Origin of the sequence: Microbacterium sp. NPDC089696 (assembly GCF_044749125.1) — a bacterium.
Taxonomy (GTDB): Bacteria; Actinomycetota; Actinomycetes; order Actinomycetales; family Microbacteriaceae; genus Microbacterium.
Map to the genome: position 1 here is coordinate 69,123 of NZ_JBIVHF010000003.1, position 17,990 is coordinate 87,112.

The window sequence follows — 17,990 nt, forward strand, 5'->3', positions numbered from 1 at the left end:
CCCGGTCCCCGTCACCGCGCGTGGCCTAGGCTCGAACCGTGACGCACCGCGATTCGATGCTCGACTCCCGCCTCAACGACGGGTTGCGGGGCAGGCATGCCCTCACCGGCGATGCGCCCGTCTGGGATCTCGAGGCGCTTCCCGACGACCCCGCAGTGCTGTTCGCCGAATGGATGGAGGAAGCCGACGCTGCAGCGGTCCCGGAGCCGCACACCGCCACGCTCGCGACGGTGGATGCCGAGGGCGTGCCGGATGCGCGGACCCTCATCCTCAAGCGTGTCGACGCTCGCGGGTGGGCGATCGCGAGCACGCGGTCCTCGCGGAAGGGGGCGCAGCTCGGCGCCGTCCCGGCCGCAGCGCTGAACTTCTGGTGGCAGCCGCAGGTCCGCGCCGTGCGTGTACGCGGTCGAGTGGAAGAGGCGACGGCCGAGGAGAGCGCCGCCGATCTCGCAGCCCGGTCCCCGTCCGCCCGCGCGCGCGTCTCCGAGGGGGACTGGGTGCTCTGGCGCATCGTTCCCGATCGCATCGAGTTCTGGCAGGGCTCACATGATCGCCGCCACACCCGCGTCGTCTACGTGCCCGTCGGGTCCGGCTGGTCGCACACCGTCTCCGTCGAGTGAGCGGGCAGACCCGCAGGGTGCTCAGCGCGCGTCGAGCAGCTCGTCCTCCACGTCCGCGTCGGCGTCGCGGCGCCGGGGCTTCTTCTCCGGTACCGGGCGCCCCTCGACCTCTTCGCGGTGCTTCACGATCTCGGTGCGGATGATGTAGCCGATGAAGATGAAGCCCATCGCGGCGAACAGGATCCACTGGATCGCGTACGACAGGTGGGGCCCGGGGTCGTCGGTGGGGGAGTCGAACCCACCGAGCGCACCTTCACCGGCGGGATCCTCGCTGACGATCTGGCCGTAGGCGCTCGTGACGACGTCGCCGCCCACGCGGTCGGCGATCGACGGCACGTGGATCGTGGGGACCTGTCCTTCGGGGGCGCCTCGCCCCGAGGCGGGGAGCTGTTCGCTCGGCCGCAGGCGCACGACCACTTCGACCTCTCCGGAGGGCGGCGCAGGCACCGCGTCCGGGGAGTCGCCGTCGCCGGGCGGCACCCAGCCGCGGTCGACGATGAACACTCGTCCGTCGACGTCGCGGAACGGCACGAGCACCTCGAAGGCGCTCGTGCCGCCGTGCGGACGGTTGCGCACCAGGAGCTGTTCGTCGGCGAGATACTCGCCCTCCAGCAGGACGGGGTGCCACACGTCGCCGGGGTCGAGCTCGCCGTCGACGCCGATGAGGTCGGCGAGCGGCACGGGCGCCGCGTCGTAGTTCTTCTCGACCAGAGCGATCTGCTCGGCGCGGGACTCGTTGCGGTCGAACTGCCAGTGGGACAGGAACGCACATGCGACGGCGAAGCCGATCGCGATCAGGACGTACACGGTCCACCGGGTCATACGCGCGCTCATGAGGCGGCTCCGTCTCTCGTCGCCGCCGGGAGCTCCCGGACGGTCACGGGGAAGTCGCGCGCGGCGAGGTAGTCACGCAGGAAGGCCACATGCTCGGGGCACGCGAGCCAGATCTTCTCGCGATCCTCGGCGTGGATGCGCGGGTTGCGCCAGACGACCTGGGAGACGGCCGCGTCCCGGCATCCGGCACGCGAGCATTCGAGTCCACTCACGCGCGATCCTGGTCGCTCTCGCGGATGGTGATGATCCACGGGTCGTCGTTCGCGGCTTCGGGTGCCGCCTCCGGCTCCGGCGGCCGCGGCGCCTCGATCTCCTGCACGGGGGACTCGGCGGTCGTCTCGGTGCTGTCGCTGCCGGCGTTCGCGAACACGACGGCGATGTAGGGAAGGACAGCGGCGGCGATCGCGAAGACCCACGTGTACCAGCCGTAGGGCTGCACGAACATCATGAGGCCGAAGCACACGATGCGGATCGTCATCGTGAGGGCGTACCGGCGCACGCGGTGGTCACTCTCGGCCTGCGGCGACTGCGGCAGGGAGGTGACAGCGGGGACCAGGCGCTTGCTCTTCACGATGAGTCCAGCCTACGCCGCTGCGGGGCGTACGGCATGCCGATCCGAGGGTGGGCTCCCGCCGGATCCGACCCGACGGAGGTGCTCAGGTGGCGAAGACGAACGGCAGTGAGAACGCGCCCAGGAACAGGAAGCTCAGAACCGTCATGACGAGTCCGACCACGAGGAATCCGACCATGACGTAGCCCATGATGAGACCGGCGAACGCCATGCCCCGTCCGCCGATCGCCGGATTCGCCTTGGTCTGGCGCAGTGCCATGTGCCCGGTGATCACCGCGACCACGGAAGCGATCAGGGGGACCAGCGCCCAGAACAGGACCACGCCCGCGATACCGCAGATGAGCGACGTGATGGCAAGACCGCTCGTCGGACGGGGCGCGGGGTAGATCGTCGCCGGGTAGGCCTGGTAGGAGCCGGGCTGCTGCACGGGTGCCGCGGCGGGGTAGACCGGCTGCGCGGGGGCGCTGCCGTAGGCGGGCGCGCTGCCGTACGCGGGGGAGGTGCCGTAGGCGGGTGCGGCACCGGGGTACGCCTGGGTCGGTGCAGCGGGCGGCGCGGAGGGGATCCCCGGGTACGTCGGCGCCGGTGCCGCGGCGGGAGACGCCGCGTACGGCGGGGCCGGGGGTGCGGCGGGAGGCGGAGTCGGCTGCTGCCCGTCGGAGGAGGTGGGGATGCTGTTGTCGCTCACGCTCGTGCCTTTCGTCGCGTTCAGCGTTCCAGTCGGACCGGCTCCGTGTCAAACACGTCACGGGTGCCGCACGCGATGCGACGGCTAGGATCGATGGCGACCCGGCCGTCGACCCGTGCGGCCAGATCTGGAGTGGAAATGAGTTCTGAGCGCGTCGTCCTCGTCACCGGCGGCAACCGCGGCATCGGCCGTGCCATCGCCGAGCGTTTCGTCCGTGACGGCTACCGCGTCGCGGTCACCGCCCGCAGCGGCGAGGGCCCCGAAGGGACCCTGACCGTGCGCGCCGACGTGACCGACTCCGCGTCCCTCGACGCCGCGTTCACCGAGGTGGAGCAGCAGCTCGGCCCGGTGGAGATCCTCGTCGCGAACGCGGGCATCACGAAGGACACGCTGCTCCTGCGCATGAGCGAAGACGATTTCGACAGCGTGGTCGCGACGAACCTCGGTGGCAGCTTCCGCGTCGTCAAGCGCGCGTCGAAGGGCATGCTCCGCGCACGCTTCGGTCGCATCATCCTCATCTCCAGTGTGGTCGGACTCCTCGGCTCGGCGGGACAAGTCAACTACGCGGCGTCCAAGAGCGCCCTGGTCGGCTTCGCGCGATCGATCACCCGCGAGCTCGGCAGTCGCGGGATCACGGCGAACGTCGTGGCCCCCGGATTCATCGAGACCGACATGACCGCCGAGCTCCCCGAGGAGACTCAGGCGCAGTACAAGGCCAGCATCCCCGCCGGCCGTTTCGCGACGGCCGACGAGGTCGCGGGCGTCGTGACGTGGCTCGCGAGCGACGACTCCGGCTACATCTCCGGCGCCGTGATCCCGGTCGACGGCGGTCTCGGCATGGGGCACTGACCCTCACGCCCTCGCCTCGTCACAGGCCGACCGGCTCGGTCGGTCAGGAGCGTCGCGTGACGGCGGCGTCGATGAGCTCGGCGAGACGGTTCGGGACGGAGAACTGCGGCCAGTGGCCGGAGCCGATCCGCACGACCTCCGCGTCGGCGATGGCCGTGAACTCCGCACCGTAGGGTCCCCACTGCTCGAGCTCCGAGCGCAGGGTGTCTTCGTCGAGGCCGCCCATCAGCAGGGTCACCGGCACGCGGTGGCGTCCGCCGTCGAGCGCGATCGGGTCGGTCGGCACCTTCGCGGGAACGCTCTGCGTGAGCGGCGCCGTGCGCGCCCTGGTCTCCTCGTCCAGATCGTCGACGTCCTCCATGGGGAAGAAGTCCCAGCCGGGGAAAGGGATCACCCCGTCGACGACCGCGAACTCGCTGATGCCGAAACCCGAGGGCGGCGGCACCGTGTCGACGAAGACCACGCGCGAGACCGCATCGGGTCGGGCGTCCGCGACGCCCCAGGCCACATTGCCGCCGCCGCTGTGGCCGACGACCACGACCGGTCCGCCGACCGCGTCGACGGCGGAGACCCCCGACGTCACCCAGTCCGCGATGCCGATGTCCGCGGACTCCTCGACGGCCGCGCCGACGCCGGGCATCGTGAGGGCGTGCACGGTGTGCCCCGCGCGCTCCAGGTCGGCGGTCACGTCGGTCCAACTGTCGGCGTCGAGCCACAGTCCGGGGATGAGGATGATGTCCATGGCCCGACGATAGACGGGGCCTCCGACATCCGCTAGGGCAGCAGCGGCACGACCGCGGAGAGGTCCTGCGGCCCGACGACGAGACTCGCGGCGGCCCGCACGGCGGGCTTGGCGTTGAACGCGAGGCCGAGGCCGGCGACGCCCATCATGAGCAGGTCGTTCGCGCCGTCGCCGATCGCGATCGTCGCATGGCGGGGGACGCCGAGCTCGTCCGCCCACTCCTGCAGAGAGGCCGCCTTGGCCGCGGCGTCCACGATCTCACCGTCGACGCGACCCGAGAGGGCGCCGTCCACGACGTCGAGGCGGTTGGCGCGCCAGCGGTCCACGCCGAGCCGGGGAGCGATGTCGTCGAGGACCTCGTGGAACCCGCCGGAGACCACCCCGACCACGCCGCCGCGCGCATGCACGGCGGCCGTGAGCTCGAGCACGCCGGGTGTGGGCTCGACGCGGGCGCGCACGCGATCCAGTCCCTCCAGGGGGACGCCCGCGAGAGCGGCGACCCGCGAGCGCAGGCTGGTCGCGAAGTCGACCTCGCCGCGCATGGCGGCCTCGGTCGCCGCCTGCACCTCCGCGCGACGTCCCGCCTCGTCGGCGATCAGCTCGATCACCTCGTTGCGGATGAGGGTGGAATCGGCATCGAGGACGACGAGGAAGCGCACGGAGGTCACGCTCCGAGCCTAGCGAGCACCGGGAGCGACGCCGTGCGCGATGACGGCGACCGTCACGGCTCGATGAAGACGCCCTTGCCCACGACCGTGATGCCGGACTCCGTCACCGTGAAGCCGCGAGCCAGGTCGCGCTCGCGATCCACTCCCACCGTGGCGCCGTCGGCGAGCACGACGTTCTTGTCGAGGATCGCCCGATGCACCCGGGATCCCGCGCCGACCTGCACGTGGTCGAAGAGCACGGAGTCGGTGATGGTCGACCCGCCGCCCGCGAGCGTCCACGGACCCACCACGCTGCGTTCGAGATGCGTCCCCGACAGCACCGACCCGAGCGAGACGATCGAGTCGATCGCGTTGCCGATGCGGCCGACCGAGTCGCGCACGAACTTCGCGGGAGGGGAGTTCACCGCCTGCGAGTGGATCGGCCACTCCATGTTGTAGAGGTTGAAGATCGGGAGTGTCGAGATCAGGTCGCGGTGCGCGTCGAAGAACGAGTCGATCGTCCCCACGTCCCGCCAGTACGAGCGATCACGCGGAGAGGAACCCGGCACGTCGTTCTGCTTCATGTCGTAGTAGCCGGCCTCGCCGCGGTCGACGAAGTACGGCACGATGTCGCCGCCCATGTCGTGGCCCGACGTGGGGGACTCGCCGTCCGCCTCGACGGCGGCGATCAGTGCGTCGGCGTCGAAGATGTAGTTGCCCATCGAGGCGAGGACCTCGTGGGGCGAGTCGGAGAGGCCCTCGGCGTCCGTCGGCTTCTCGAGGAACTGCTTGATGCGGCCCGTCTCGGTGTCGGCGTCGATCACGCCGAACTGCGAGGCCAGGGCGAGGGGCTGCCGGATGCCGGCGACCGTGGCCTTGGCTCCGGACTCGATGTGCGCCTCGAGCATCTGCCGGAAGTCCATGCGGTACACGTGGTCGGCGCCGATGACGACGACGATGTCGGGCTTCTCGTCGTTGAGGAGGTTCATGCTCTGCAGGATCGCGTCGGCGGAGCCGGAGAACCAGCGCTTGCCCAGCCGCTGCTGCGCGGGCACGGAGGCGACGTAGGAGTCGAGCAGCGCGGACATCCGCCAGGTCTGCGAGATGTGCCGGTCGAGGCTGTGGGACTTGTACTGGGTCAGCACGACGATCTGGCGCAGGCCCGAGTTGATGAGGTTCGAGATCGCGAAGTCGATCAATCGGTACTGACCGCCGAACGGCACGGCGGGTTTGGCCCGGTCAGCGGTCAGTGGCATGAGCCGCTTGCCCTCACCGCCGGCGAGGATGATACCGAAGACCTTCTTTGGGGCTGACATGACCCCACCTTAGATGCCACGGGGCTCGCGTCACTAGCATCTGGACAAGCGAGTCACTAGCGTCTAAGAATGCGCGTCGAGATGCTCACGAAGGAATACCCGCCGGAGATCTACGGGGGTGCCGGAGTGCACGTCGCCGAGCTCGTCTCCGCGCTCCGCGAGAGAGTGGAGGTGACCGTCCGGGCGTTCGGCGCGGACCGTGACGAGCGGGGGACGTTCGCGTACCGCACGCCGTCCGGACTCGCCTCGGCGAACCCCGCACTGCAGACGCTCGGCACCGACCTCGAGATCGTCGCCGCGATCTCCGACGCCGATCTCGTGCACAGCCACACCTGGTACGCGAACTTCGCCGGACACATCGCGTCGCAGCTGCTCGGGATCCCGCACGTCCTCACGGCGCACAGCCTCGAGCCCCTGCGTCCGTGGAAGGCCGAGCAGCTCGGCGGCGGCTATGCGGTGTCGAGCGGCATCGAGAAGCTCGCCTACGAGAACGCCGCCGCCGTCATCGCGGTCAGCGCGGGGATGCGCGCGGACATCCTGCGCAGCTACCCCGCCGTCGACCCCACCCGCGTGCGGGTCATCCACAACGGGATCGACGTCGAGAAGTGGCGCCCCGTGCGCGACGAGGCGTTCCTGCGGTCGATCGGCATGGATCCGACCCGACCCTCCGTCGTGTTCGTCGGGCGCATCACGCGCCAGAAGGGCCTGCCGTACCTGCTCCGCGCCGCCCGTCTGCTCCCGCCGGAGGTGCAGTTGATCCTCTGCGCCGGCGCGCCGGACACCCCCGAGATCATGACCGAGGTGCAGGACGGGGTGCGTCTGCTGCAGCAGACGCGCGACGGGGTCGTCTGGATCGAGCGGATGCTCCCGCGCGACGAGCTCTCGGCGATCCTCACCGCCGCGACGACGTTCGTGTGCCCCTCGGTGTACGAGCCGCTGGGGATCGTGAACCTCGAGGCCATGGCCTGCGGCGCCGCGGTCGTCGGCACTGCGACCGGGGGCATCCCCGAGGTCGTGGCCGACGGGGTCACCGGGAGGCTCGTGCCGATCGAGCAGGTGCAGGACGGCACGGGGACGCCCGTCGACCCGGAGCGGTTCGTGTCGGATCTGGCTGCGGTGCTCACCGAGGTCGCCGCGGATCCGACGCGCGCCCGCGAGTACGGCGACGCCGGACGGGAACGTGCGCGCGCCGACTTCAGCTGGGCGGCGATCGCCGACACCACGCGCGCGCTGTACGCGGAGCTGACCGCCTGAGCCGATAGGCTGGAGAGCATGTCGAGCGCTCTGGAATTCACCGACGTCGTCGTGCGCCGTGAGGGCCGCAACATCATCGATCACGTGACCTGGCAGGTCGACGACGATCAGCGCTGGGTGATCCTCGGCCCGAACGGCGCGGGGAAGACGACGCTGCTGCAGCTCGCCGACACCCTGATGCACCCGACCGCGGGCACCCTGACCGTGCTGGGGGAGACCCTGGGCCGTACCGACGTGTTCGAGGTGCGTCCGCGCATCGGCTTCGCGTCGTCGGCCATGGCCAAGCGCATCCCGCGCGACGAGACGGTGCTCAACACCGTGCTCACCGCGGCGTACTCGGTGCTCGGCCGCTGGAACGAGAGCTACGAGGACATCGACGAGCGCCGCGCGCTGCGCGTCCTCGGCGACTGGCGTCTCGAGCACCTCGCCGACCGCACGTTCGGCACTCTCAGCGACGGCGAGCAGAAGCGGGTGCAGATCGCCCGCGCGGTCATGACCGACCCCGAACTGCTGCTGCTCGACGAGCCGACCGCCTCGCTCGACCTCGGCTCCCGCGAGGAGCTCCTCGCGCTGTTGAGCGGATACGCCTCGGCGCCCACGACTCCCGCGATGCTCATGGTCACGCACCACGTCGAGGAGATCCCGGTCGGCTTCACGCACGTGCTCCTCATCCGCGACGGCGGCATCGTCGCGGCCGGGCCGATCTCCGAGGCCCTGACCGCCGAGGCGCTCGGCGAGACCTTCGGCATGACGATCTCGCTGACGAGCGAGGGCGGCCGGTACGCCGCTCGCGCCGCGTCCTGAGTCCCGGCGCGGACCGGGTCGACCGATCTGATAGAATCGATCCTTGGTGCACTCAGCACCGCAGACTTCCCTCGTCCCTGGCACAATCCAGGGCAGTAGCTAAGGAATCCCATGAAGACTGACATCCACCCCGAGTACAAGGCCGTCGTGTTCCGCGACCTCGGTTCGGGCGAGACCTTCCTCACCCGTTCGACCGTCACCGGTGACAAGACCATCGAGCTGGACGGCGTGGAGTACCCGGTGATCGACGTCGAGATCTCCTCGGCCTCGCACCCGTTCTACACGGGCAAGCAGCGCATCATGGACTCGGCCGGTCGCGTCGAGAAGTTCAACCAGCGCTTCAAGGGCTTCGGCGGTTCCTCCAAGTAAGGACCTCCGCACCACGAAGGCCCCGGTTCCTCGGAACCGGGGCCTTCGTCGTGCGCGGGGGCTCCCGAGGATCAGGACCGCTCAGAGGTCGAGCGTGATCCGGTCGCCGCGGATGCCGTTCGGCGGGTCGCCGGCGACGGGAGCCGGTGCCGTGCGCTTCGTCTGGCGGTCGCGCTCCATGCCGGCGCCGTGCGCAGAGGGCATCCACACGGCCTCGAACGAGCCGCCGAGTCCTCCGCCCGGGCCCTCGTACTTGCGCTCCAGCGGCATGCGCGAGTACAGCGCGACGATCACGATCACGACCGCGATCACCACCACCAGCACGATCGCGATCGTCAGGAGCATCCCCACGGTCTCGGCCATGACACCCAGGCTACGGCGGCGTGCGTTCGTCCGCGTCCCCCCACGGGACGATGTTCAGCGGATCCGGCGACCGTGCGCGAGATCGATCAGGTGGGTGAGGACAGGGCCGGACCGGAGGCCGTTGTGCTCGTGCTCACTCGTGATCCACGGTGTGACACCGGGCAGCAGACGGGCCGTCTCGAGCGAGAACTCGAGGGGCACGTAGACGTCGTTCGCGTAGACCGCGGCCGCGCCGGTAGCGCCGGAGGTCTCGAGCGCGACGCGGTCGTAGAGGCGGGGCCACTCGAACTCGGCGAGCTCCAGCGCCACCTCGCGCCACGGCTGGAACGCGGGCACCGTCTCGGTCCACTCGCGGCGGATGTGCTCTCCCGTGAACAGGGTGACGTCGTCGCGGAAGTCGTCGGGCTCGGTGCGCTCGGCCGACCAGCGCGTCGCGTGGCCGTCGGCGTAGCTCGACTCGTGGAACGCGAAGTAGAGCGGATTGCGCCCGCCGTACGGCATCGCGTTCATGAGGTCGTGGCGGAAGGCGTTGGAGCGGTGGTCGCGCTCGAGCAGGGACCACAGGGTCTGCCACCCCTCGTTCATGCCGAGAGCGGATCCCATCGAGCGGAGCCGTGACCGGGAGACGACCTCGCCGTCGGGGAGGACGATGTCGCCGGCATCCGCGTGGTCGACGAGCCGGCGCATGCGATCGCGATGCTCGGGGAACCGACGGTAGTAGCGCTCCGAGGCGTCTCGCATCTTGTCGTAGCAGAGGGCGTAGACGTCGTCGGGGTGGCGTCCGACGGCGCTCAGCCCGCCGGTGATGAACACGTCGGCGAGCGAGCCCGCGTTCGTCGACAGGTACGCGAGCGTCGTGAATCCGCCGAAGGACTGACCGAGCACGCTCCAGGTGATCGCCCCGAGGTGCTCGCGGAACGCCTCGCAGTCGCGGACGATCGCGTCGGCGCGGAGGTGCGTGAGGTACTCGGCGACGGCGGACGAGCCGCGCGCCAGGTCGTCGTCGCCGACGGGGGTCGACAGGCCGGTGCCGCGCTGATCCAGCATCACGACGCGGTAGTGGGCGAGCGCCTCGTCGAGCCACGCGGGAGCGGTCGACGAGTGGAACGGTCGCGGTGCCTCGTGCCCCGGCCCTCCCTGGAGGTACACCAGGTAGGGGAGGTGCTCGCCGCCGTCGCGGGTCACGACACGGGCGAACACGTCGATCGTGCGCGTATCGGCCGGGTCGTCCCACACGAGCGGGAGAGTCAGGGTGTGCTCCTCGATCGCGAGGTCGAGGAGGCGGTGGACGCTGGTGGTGGTCATGTCACATCACGTTCCCGATGTAGGAGTACTTCACGAAGACCTCGGAGGCGATGCCCGCCTCATCGAGGACGCCCTGGACCGCGCTCATCATGTAGTTCGAGTCCCAGCCCATGTACAGATGGTGCGTGTCGTCGAGCTGGTCCCACTGGCCCTTCCACGCGGTCTCCTCGTAGATCGGACCGCCGTGCGCGGCGCAATAGGAGACGGCGGCCTCGCGGGTGTCGGTCCACGCGCGCCGGAACACGCGGTTGAACAGGTGCCTGACGTCGTACACCTCCCAGCGCTCGCCCCGGTACTCGACGTACTCGAACTCCCGTTCCCACCCGGCCGGCCACCCGCGGCGGCGCACGGCGTCCAGCACGGGAGTGAGGCCGTCGTCGTCGATCTCGGGCAGAGCGGGTCGTGCCCAGATGCGCAGCAGATCGGCGGTGAGCCGGATCGTGCGCGCGGAGATCGCGGCGGTGCCCCAGGTCGGGGTGTTCGCGAGCAGTGCCGTCTCGGCGACGGAGCTGCGCTCGTAGGCCGAGGCGCGCTTGACGTCGTAGGACTCCCCGAACCACCGCTCCGCGAGGTCCTGCTCGAGAAGCGTGAGGTTGCCGAGCGTCGGCGCGAGCGCACGGTGGGCGTTGCGCTCGTCGTCGGAGTAGTCGATCCACGGTCGTTCGCCGTCACCCGACCAGCTGTCGCTCGGCACGGTCGGCACGATGTGCTCGACGTCGTACTCCGCGATGTCGTCCACGCCCTCGATGCGACCGAGCACGTAGGCGGGGTGGGGGAGCTCGCTGTACTTCAGCACCGCGCTGACCCGCTCGTCGGACGGCGTGATGCGCGCGAACGCCCGGGCGAGGGCGTCGCGTCCGTTCGCACGGGCACGGCACAGTCGCGCGACGAGCCGCTCGTTCGGGAGGTTCACGAGCGTGCGGCGCAGGTACATCGCCTGGATCCACTCGAGCGTCTGCATCAGCTCCGCGCGGGGGATCAGGCCGCGCGAATGGTCGCTGTACACGCTCAGCACGAGCGGGTACGCGGCACGGCCGAAGGTGTTCACGCCCCGCAACTGGCGGGCAATCTCCGGATCGGGCTCGAGCGAGGGATCGAGCAGGATGCCGTAGATCTCGGCGTAGTGGCGCCAGACCTCGGCATCCGCCTGCAGATGCTCGACGTCGACGCGGGGGAAGGAGTGCCGGAACGCGCTGTACACGCCGTGCTCGCCGTTCGCCGCGACCTCGCGGCCCGTCGTCATGACGAGGTAGTGCCGCCAGAACGCGCCGATCGTCTCGCCCGTGTGCCGTTCGATGGGCAGCCAGAAGCGCGCCTCGACGTCGAGCTGCTCGGAGTGCGTGAGCCCCATGAGGATGTAGTTGTGGATGAGCTCGTGGTCGCGCAGCGGCTCGCCCGTGGAGTTCAGACTCTCGAAGATCTGCTGCGCGTTGGCCCCGGCGCCGAGCGTGATCGACACGTGCTCGAGCCGTCGCAGGCCGCGCCAGATCGACGCCGCCTCGTCGGCGTGCACCTGGCTGCGGAAGAACGCGTAGTTGTCGTCGAAGCGCGACTCGCGGTCGGCGTGGTCGCCGCGGTCCAGGACGACCGACTCGTACAGCTCGGCCCAGGCGTCGTGGGGGCGCAGCTTCGTGCGGGTGGTGTCGTCCGGGCGCACGAGCACGCGGGCGAGCTCGGTCGCGAGCGCGGGGTCGCTGTCGCGCACGGCGTGCTGGAGGGCGGCGACGAGCAGCATGAGCGTCGTGATCCGCTGCTGCCCGTCGATCAGGACGAGGTCGGTGTCGGCATCGGAGTCGTCGGCGGCGGAGAGGATCGAACCGATGAAGTGGCGGTGCGACGAGTCCTCCCGGGCCACGGCGCGCACATCGGCGAGGAGCTGCTCGCAGCCGCCGATGTCCCAGCGGTACTGCCGCTGATACACCGGCACGACGATGGTCGTGGAGTCCGCTGCGAGCCAATCGATCGTGTTGACGGCTGTCGCCTCGACGTTGGTCGCAGTGCTCATACTGGTGTCTCGTCCTCCCGTACCGCGGCGCGCCGAGGAGTCGCCCTGGCGCCCGGTTCAGTCTATTCGCTTATTCACGGCCACCCTCGGCGGCGCTCCCGACGCTCGCTGTTAGGCTTGCCTTATCAGGGCCTGTTAAAACGTGCTGGCCCCCGATGAAAGGACATGACCTCGATCATGGGATACATCACCTCCAAGGCGCTCGAAGACAAGGGCTTCGTCGTCCTCGACAGCTACAACCAGGAACTCGACCCCAAAGAGTGGCTGGACATCGAGTACAACGACTGGAAGTCCTCGGGCGACACGCGCTTCGCGCCGCTGGCGAGTGCGAAGGGCGAGATCGAGTGCAACGGCTTCTGGAACCACAAGCCGCCGCGCACCGACAAGGACGGCGTCTGGATCGACGAGCAGACCTCCAAGGCTCCGAACCTCACGCGCCGCGCGCAGGAGCCGGGCGCGAATGTCGGCCGCTGCCGCGTCATCGAGCTGCAGCCGACCCCGTACGGCGAGTGCCTCTACAACCTCCACCAGGACGACAACAACCGTCTGAACCCCGACGGCACCGGTTGGGTGGTCCGCGGATTCTTCAACCTCACGGACGATAAAGACAGCTTCTTCGTCCTGCGCGAGAACCGCACCGACCCGAGCATCGAGTACCGCATCGCGCTGCCCGCGGGTGCTCAGCTCATCGTCGACACGCAGCGTCTGTGGCACGCCGCCACGCACGTCGGCACCGAGCCGCGCTACTGCCTCATCACCTCGTGGACGTCGGGCCCCGAGCTCGACGCCTACATCGAGAAGTACAACGGCACGCAGGACGTCCCGAACGTCGAGGTCCCGCAGGACGTGCTCGAGGCCGGATACGCCGAGCAGGCCCGTCGCGACGCCGCCCGCGCCGCGTACTACGCCGCCAAGGGCCAGCAGGTCAAGCAGGCCATGAGCGAGGCGTAAGCGCCCCTCTCACGAAGAGCCCCGGTCGTGCGCGACCGGGGCTCTTCGCGTTCGCGAATCACACGCTTGTGATTTCCTCGTCCCTGGGCGAGAATGGGCGCATAACCGCATATCTCGCCGGATCCCGTGGTTCAGGTCGTTGGGGAAGACGCACCTGATGAAACGGAGAGATCATGGCGACGGCTCACGCACGCGGAGTGGTGTTCATCCACTCCGCACCCCGCGCGCTCTGCCCGCACCTGGAATGGGCGGTCGGACGCGCCATCGGTCGCGCCGTCAGCTTCGACTGGAGCGACCAGCCCGTGCTCGACGGCGCCCGTCGTGCCGAGTTCTACTGGGATGGCCCGGTCGGCACCGGAGCAGCTCTCGCGACCGCGATCCGCGGATGGGAGCACCTCCGCTTCGAGGTCACGGAGGACCCGACGCCGCGCAGTGACGGCGGCCGTTGGCTGCACACCCCCGACCTCGGCATCCATTACGCGCAGACGGACGCCGCCGGCAACATCGTGATCGGCGAGGACCGCATCCGCTACGCGATGGAGATCGCCGCAGGAAGCGCGATCGAGCTGCAGCGCGAGCTCGACGTCGCCCTCGGCTCGGCGTGGGATGAGGAGCTCGAGCCCTTCCGCCACGCCAGCGACGACGCCAGGGTCGTGTGGCTCCACAAGGTGGGCTGAACACCGCCGATGAGACGTGGAGCGGGGAGGCGCGAGTATCGGATGCCGGTGACGGATCCCGGACGCTGAGAAAACGTATCCCCCTCCAGATGACGAGGACCCCGCCCCGGGGACGGGGCGGGGTCCTCGTCTGCGTCAGATGACCGCCGCGTGCGGGATCGCCTCCGTGCGCGGAGTGTCACCCGCGTGGACGTCGTCCCAGGCGAGGCGCAGTCGCTCCATCGCCTGAGCGGTCCGCTCGGGGGACAGCGTGATGGGGATGCGGACCCGCCGCTCCAGCACGCCTCCGGTGGCGAACCGCGGCCCGGGCGGGAGCACGAGTCCGTGGTCGCGCGCCGCGAGCGACACCGCGGTCGAGATCGGGGAGCCGAGGTCGAGCCAGGTGGAGAGTCCGCCGGGCGTCGTCGGCATCTCCAGTCCGCCGATCCGGGCGAGCCCCGCAGCGACCGCATCCCGTCCCTGGTGCAATCGGGAGGTGACGTGAGTCGTGAGCGCGGGCATGTCCTGCAGGAGCTCGATCGCGATGCACTGTTCCAGGAGTGCCGTGCCCAGTTCGAAGGTGGGACGTGCGGCGAGCAGCCGCGCGACGAGCTCCCGGTCGGCTCTGATCCACCCGATGCGGAGGCCGCCCCAGGCGATCTTCGACATGGATCCGACCGTGATGACCTCGGGGCTGAACGCGGCGAGAGGGTGGGGCGACCATCCGCGGTCGATGTCGAGCTCCGAGGTCGTCTCGTCCGCGATCACGTGAGTGCCGACGTTGCGGGCCGTCGTGGCGACACGTGCGCGTGACGAGTCCGGAAGCGTCGCGCCGGTGGGGTTGTGGAAGTCGGGGATCAGGTACGCCACATGCGGTCGTCCGCGCAGCAGCGTGTCGGTGAGGTGCCGTTCGTCCCAGCCGTCGATGTCGACGGGGGTCGGGAGCATGCGATATCCGTGGTGATGCAGCGCCTCGCGTGCGTGGGGGAACGTGGGCTGTTCCACCAGGGCGCGCTCTCCGCGGCGCCCCAGTGTCGCGAGCACGAGGTTGAGGGCGTTGAGCGCACCCGACGTGATGATGATCTGGTCCGCGTCGGTGGGGGCGCCGCGTTCGGCGAAGCGGCGCGCGACGGCGTCACGAAGCTCAGGCAGGCCTCGCAGCGAGTACCCGCTCGTCCCGCGGAGCGCGGCGAGACGCGGCAGCGAGCGCACCGTGGCGTCGTACAGCCCCGGCGTCGAGTCCATGGAGGCGATCGAGAGATCGATCATGGACTCGTCGTCCGCATCGATCGAGGCGGAGGTGGTGTGCGGGAGCGCGACCCTGGTGCTGCCGCCGTGCACGCGCGACACGTAGCCGTCCTGGTCCAGCAGGTCGTACACCCGAGTCGTCGTGGAGCGCGAACGGTGGAGTTCGAGCGCGAGCGCGCGTTCGCTCGGGAGCCGTTCGCCGACGGTCAGGCGCCCGTCGAGGATGAGCGCACGGATGCGGTCGGCGAGCTCGACAGCGGTGGCACCGGCGACGTTCTGCGGGCCGAGGTGCTCGACGAGTCGGGAGGTCATGTCTCCAGCATGCCGCAAAGTGGACTGAGATCATCAGGCCACTTTCTGAGCACTGGCCTCGGACGGACGGGGTGCACCCGATCCACGATGGAGGGATGCAGCTCCGTTCCCCGTTCCTCCCGATCACCGCGACGAGCCGGCGCGACCTCGTCGAGCGTCTCGCGCAGCTCGTGATCGGCCTGTTCCTCTACGGTGTCGCGCTCGGATTCATGGTGCGCGGAGGCATCGGCGTCGCTCCCTGGGACGTGCTGGCTCTCGGGGTCTCCGAGCAGTTCGGGCTCGGCTACGGATTCGTCACGGTGCTGGTGTCGATCGTCGTGCTGCTCCTGTGGATCCCGCTCCGACAGCGCGTCGGCGTCGGCACCGTCCTCAATGCGCTCCTGATCGGCCCGAGCGCCGACCTCACGCTCGCGATCGTGCCCGCGCCGCCGTCCGTGTGGATCGGCGCTCCGATGTTCGTCGGCGGTCTCGTGCTCCTCGCCTTCGCGACCGGTCTGTACATCGCGGCCGACTTCGGTCCCGGCCCGCGGGACGGACTCATGACCGGGCTCGTGGCGCGCACCGGATGGCGGGTGTGGATCGTCCGCACTCTCATCGAGGGGAGCGTGCTCGTGATCGGATTCCTGCTCGGCGGCCCCGTCGGAGTCGGCACCGTGCTGTTCGCGTTCGGGGTCGGTCCGCTCGTCGGTGTGTTCCTGCCGTGGGCCACGCGCGTGCGCGCGGCGAGGTCGGGGCAGCTCGCGCGCCCCGCGTCCGCCTAGCGCCGCGCGTACAGAAGAGGCGGCCCGGGAAGGTTCCCGGGGCCGCCTCGCTCGTCGTGCGGGTCAGAGCTCGTTCGCGAAGACCGCGACGGCGTTGTGCCCGCCGAACCCGAAGGAGTTGCTGATCGCGATCTGCGGGCCGTCTCCCAGCGGCTGCGCCTCGCCCGAGAGCTTGAACGGCACCGCGGGGTCGGGCTCGGTCATGTTGATCGTGGGCGGCGCGACGCGGTCGCGCAGCGCCAGCAGGGAGAAGATCGCCTCGAGCGCACCGGTGCCGCCGAGGAGGTGACCCGTCGACGCCTTGGTCGCCGACACGGGGATCTCGTCGATCCGGTCGCCGAAGACCTTGCGCAGGGCGACGTACTCGTTGGGGTCGCCCACGGGCGTCGACGTGGCGTGCGCATTGATGTGCGTGACCTGGTCGGCCGTGATGCCCGCACCCTCCAGAGCCTGCGTCACAGCGCGCGCGGCGCCGTTGCCCTCGGGGTCGTTGCCGGTGATGTGGTACGCGTCCGCCGTGACGGAGCCGCCGAGCACGTAGCCGTAGATCTTCGCGCCGCGGGCCTTCGCGTGCTCCTCGGTCTCGAGGATCAGGGCGGCCGCGCCCTCGCCCATCACGAAGCCGTCGCGGTCGATCGCGCCCGGACGAGAAGCCGAAGCGGGGTCGTCGTTGCGACGGGACAGCGCCTGGGCGGAGGCGAAGGACGCCATCGTGATCGGGTGGATGGCAGACTCGGTGCCACCGGCGATCACGACGTCCGCGACGCCCTCCTGCAGGTGGTCGTAGGCGTGGATGATCGACTCGGTGCTCGAGGCGCAGGCGCTCACCACGGTCTGGGCGTAAGCGCGGGCCTCGAACTGCAGCGAGAGGTTGCCGGCCGCCGCGTTCGGCATGAGCATCGGCACGGTGAGGGGCATCACACGACGCGGGCCCTTCTCACGCAGCGTGTCCCACGCGTCGAGGAGCGTCCAGAGGCCGCCGATGCCGGTGGCGAAGTCGACGCCGAGGCGCTCGGGGGCGACGTCGGGCGAGCCGGCATCCGCCCAGGCCTCGCGCGCCGCGATCAGCGCGAACTGCGAGGACGGGTCGAGACGCTTTGCCTCGTGACGGGGGAGGACCTCCTCGGGACGGACGATCGCCTCGGCGGCGAAGGTCACGGGCAGCTGGTACTGCTCCACCCAGTCGTGCTCGAGAGTGCGGGCGCCGGACTTCCCGGCGAGGAGGTTCGTCCAGTTCTCGGGGGCGGTCCCGCCGATGGCGGACGTGGCGCCGATGCCGGTGACGACGATGCGCTTGGTCATGAGTGGTTCCTTGTCAGGCGGGTCGAACGGAAGACGGGCAAGGCAGAGGATGCCACGCCCCGCGGATGCGGGGGTGGCATCCTGGCGGGATTACTCCTGGCCTGCGACGATGAAGTCGACGGCGTCGCCGACCGTCTTGAGGTTCTTGACCTCGTCGTCCGGGATGGTCACGCCGAACTTCTCCTCGGCGTTGACGACGATCGTCATCATCGAGATCGAGTCGATGTCGAGGTCGTCCGTGAACGACTTCTCGAGGGCGACCTCGGAGGCGTTGATGCCGGTCTCGTCGGTGATCAGCTCTGCGAGGCCGGAGAGGACCTCATCCTTGGTGAAAGCCATTGTGGTCTTCCTTTTCTTACGGGGTTGATTTCGGAACCGTGGAACAGTCTAGGG

21 protein-coding genes are annotated in these 17,990 nt (G+C 69.9%); 8 read left to right on the plus strand and 13 right to left on the minus strand.

Going from position 1 to position 17,990, the window contains the following annotated elements; all coding sequences use genetic code 11:
* The first annotated feature begins 56 nt into the window (after window positions 1-56).
* The gene (locus ACIPY8_RS16655; RefSeq protein ID WP_400820967.1) at window positions 57-620 is read left to right on the plus strand and encodes a pyridoxamine 5'-phosphate oxidase family protein; all 564 of its coding nucleotides are present in this window, start codon (window positions 57-59) and stop codon (window positions 618-620) included.
* A gap of 21 nt (window positions 621-641) precedes the next feature.
* Here the strand turns inward: ACIPY8_RS16655 and ACIPY8_RS16660 are convergent, their stop codons facing one another.
* The 4 genes from ACIPY8_RS16660 to ACIPY8_RS16675 form a co-directional block, all read right to left on the minus strand.
* Window positions 642-1,454 (minus strand): SURF1 family protein, encoded by an 813-nt coding sequence (locus tag ACIPY8_RS16660; protein ID WP_400820571.1) that lies wholly within the window; start codon window positions 1,452-1,454, stop codon window positions 642-644.
* Entirely contained in the window at window positions 1,451-1,666 is a 216-nt protein-coding gene (locus ACIPY8_RS16665; RefSeq protein ID WP_400820572.1) for a hypothetical protein, read from the minus strand. Before ACIPY8_RS16665 ends, ACIPY8_RS16660 begins: the two co-directional genes overlap by 4 nt.
* A complete protein-coding gene (locus tag ACIPY8_RS16670; RefSeq protein ID WP_400820574.1) occupies window positions 1,663-2,025 on the minus strand; it encodes a DUF3099 domain-containing protein in 363 nt (120 codons plus the stop codon). The genes ACIPY8_RS16665 and ACIPY8_RS16670 overlap by 4 nt, the downstream gene beginning before the upstream one ends.
* An 85-nt stretch (window positions 2,026-2,110) precedes the next feature.
* Window positions 2,111-2,713 carry a DUF4190 domain-containing protein gene (locus ACIPY8_RS16675; RefSeq protein WP_400820577.1) on the minus strand — a complete coding sequence of 201 codons (603 nt, stop codon included), beginning with the start codon at window positions 2,711-2,713 and terminating at the stop codon, window positions 2,111-2,113.
* A gap of 138 nt (window positions 2,714-2,851) precedes the next feature.
* Between ACIPY8_RS16675 and ACIPY8_RS16680 the strand changes: the two genes are divergently transcribed.
* A complete protein-coding gene (locus ACIPY8_RS16680; RefSeq protein ID WP_400820579.1) occupies window positions 2,852-3,562 on the plus strand; it encodes a beta-ketoacyl-ACP reductase in 711 nt (236 codons plus the stop codon).
* 43 nt (window positions 3,563-3,605) lie between these two features.
* Here the strand turns inward: ACIPY8_RS16680 and ACIPY8_RS16685 are convergent, their stop codons facing one another.
* From ACIPY8_RS16685 to ACIPY8_RS16695, 3 genes are read right to left on the minus strand one after another with little or no spacing between them, the layout of a single operon-like run.
* Complete coding sequence (locus ACIPY8_RS16685) at window positions 3,606-4,304, minus strand: alpha/beta fold hydrolase (protein WP_400820582.1); 699 nt, start codon at window positions 4,302-4,304, stop codon at window positions 3,606-3,608.
* Window positions 4,305-4,336: 32 nt separating this feature from the next.
* Window positions 4,337-4,972 (minus strand): phosphoserine phosphatase SerB, encoded by a 636-nt coding sequence (gene serB, locus ACIPY8_RS16690; RefSeq protein WP_400820584.1) that lies wholly within the window; start codon window positions 4,970-4,972, stop codon window positions 4,337-4,339.
* Between the two features lie 53 nt (window positions 4,973-5,025).
* On the minus strand, window positions 5,026-6,267 hold the full coding sequence (locus ACIPY8_RS16695; RefSeq protein ID WP_400820587.1) for a glucose-1-phosphate adenylyltransferase: 1,242 nt from the start codon (window positions 6,265-6,267) through the stop codon (window positions 5,026-5,028).
* A gap of 69 nt (window positions 6,268-6,336) precedes the next feature.
* Here ACIPY8_RS16695 and glgA point away from each other — a divergent pair, with 69 nt between their 5' ends.
* The 3 genes from glgA (at window position 6,337) to ACIPY8_RS16710 (ending at window position 8,694) form a co-directional block, all read left to right on the plus strand.
* Complete coding sequence (gene glgA, locus ACIPY8_RS16700) at window positions 6,337-7,521, plus strand: glycogen synthase (RefSeq protein ID WP_400820589.1); 1,185 nt, start codon at window positions 6,337-6,339, stop codon at window positions 7,519-7,521.
* 18 nt (window positions 7,522-7,539) lie between these two features.
* Entirely contained in the window at window positions 7,540-8,325 is a 786-nt protein-coding gene (locus ACIPY8_RS16705) for an ABC transporter ATP-binding protein (protein ID WP_400820592.1), read from the plus strand.
* A gap of 111 nt (window positions 8,326-8,436) precedes the next feature.
* Window positions 8,437-8,694 carry a type B 50S ribosomal protein L31 gene (locus ACIPY8_RS16710; protein ID WP_028501712.1) on the plus strand — a complete coding sequence of 86 codons (258 nt, stop codon included), beginning with the start codon at window positions 8,437-8,439 and terminating at the stop codon, window positions 8,692-8,694.
* Between the two features lie 81 nt (window positions 8,695-8,775).
* Here the strand turns inward: ACIPY8_RS16710 and ACIPY8_RS16715 are convergent, their stop codons facing one another.
* From ACIPY8_RS16715 to ACIPY8_RS16725, 3 genes are read right to left on the minus strand one after another with little or no spacing between them, the layout of a single operon-like run.
* Window positions 8,776-9,057 (minus strand): hypothetical protein, encoded by a 282-nt coding sequence (locus ACIPY8_RS16715; RefSeq protein ID WP_400820594.1) that lies wholly within the window; start codon window positions 9,055-9,057, stop codon window positions 8,776-8,778.
* 54 nt (window positions 9,058-9,111) lie between these two features.
* A complete protein-coding gene (locus ACIPY8_RS16720) occupies window positions 9,112-10,362 on the minus strand; it encodes an alpha/beta fold hydrolase (RefSeq protein ID WP_400820596.1) in 1,251 nt (416 codons plus the stop codon).
* A gap of 1 nt (window position 10,363) precedes the next feature.
* Complete coding sequence (locus ACIPY8_RS16725) at window positions 10,364-12,367, minus strand: DUF262 domain-containing protein (protein ID WP_400820598.1); 2,004 nt, start codon at window positions 12,365-12,367, stop codon at window positions 10,364-10,366.
* A gap of 177 nt (window positions 12,368-12,544) precedes the next feature.
* Between ACIPY8_RS16725 and ACIPY8_RS16730 the strand changes: the two genes are divergently transcribed.
* A complete protein-coding gene (locus ACIPY8_RS16730; RefSeq protein ID WP_400820970.1) occupies window positions 12,545-13,318 on the plus strand; it encodes a hypothetical protein in 774 nt (257 codons plus the stop codon).
* Window positions 13,319-13,491: 173 nt separating this feature from the next.
* Window positions 13,492-13,995: a DUF3145 domain-containing protein gene (locus tag ACIPY8_RS16735; RefSeq protein WP_400820600.1), complete on the plus strand. Its 504-nt coding sequence runs from the start codon at window positions 13,492-13,494 to the stop codon at window positions 13,993-13,995.
* Between the two features lie 135 nt (window positions 13,996-14,130).
* Here ACIPY8_RS16735 and ACIPY8_RS16740 read toward each other — a convergent pair whose 3' ends face one another.
* The gene (locus ACIPY8_RS16740) at window positions 14,131-15,534 is read right to left on the minus strand and encodes a PLP-dependent aminotransferase family protein (RefSeq protein WP_400820603.1); all 1,404 of its coding nucleotides are present in this window, start codon (window positions 15,532-15,534) and stop codon (window positions 14,131-14,133) included.
* 95 nt (window positions 15,535-15,629) lie between these two features.
* Here ACIPY8_RS16740 and ACIPY8_RS16745 point away from each other — a divergent pair, with 95 nt between their 5' ends.
* Window positions 15,630-16,295, plus strand: a complete 666-nt coding sequence (locus ACIPY8_RS16745; protein WP_400820605.1) for a YitT family protein — start codon at window positions 15,630-15,632, stop codon at window positions 16,293-16,295.
* 63 nt (window positions 16,296-16,358) lie between these two features.
* On the opposite strand, the gene ACIPY8_RS16750 is transcribed toward ACIPY8_RS16745, so the two are convergent.
* Together ACIPY8_RS16750 and ACIPY8_RS16755 are read right to left on the minus strand one after the other, a co-directional pair.
* Window positions 16,359-17,597 (minus strand): beta-ketoacyl-[acyl-carrier-protein] synthase family protein, encoded by a 1,239-nt coding sequence (locus ACIPY8_RS16750; protein WP_400820607.1) that lies wholly within the window; start codon window positions 17,595-17,597, stop codon window positions 16,359-16,361.
* Between the two features lie 90 nt (window positions 17,598-17,687).
* Window positions 17,688-17,936: an acyl carrier protein gene (locus ACIPY8_RS16755; protein ID WP_050720772.1), complete on the minus strand. Its 249-nt coding sequence runs from the start codon at window positions 17,934-17,936 to the stop codon at window positions 17,688-17,690.
* Window positions 17,937-17,990: the final 54 nt, after the last annotated feature.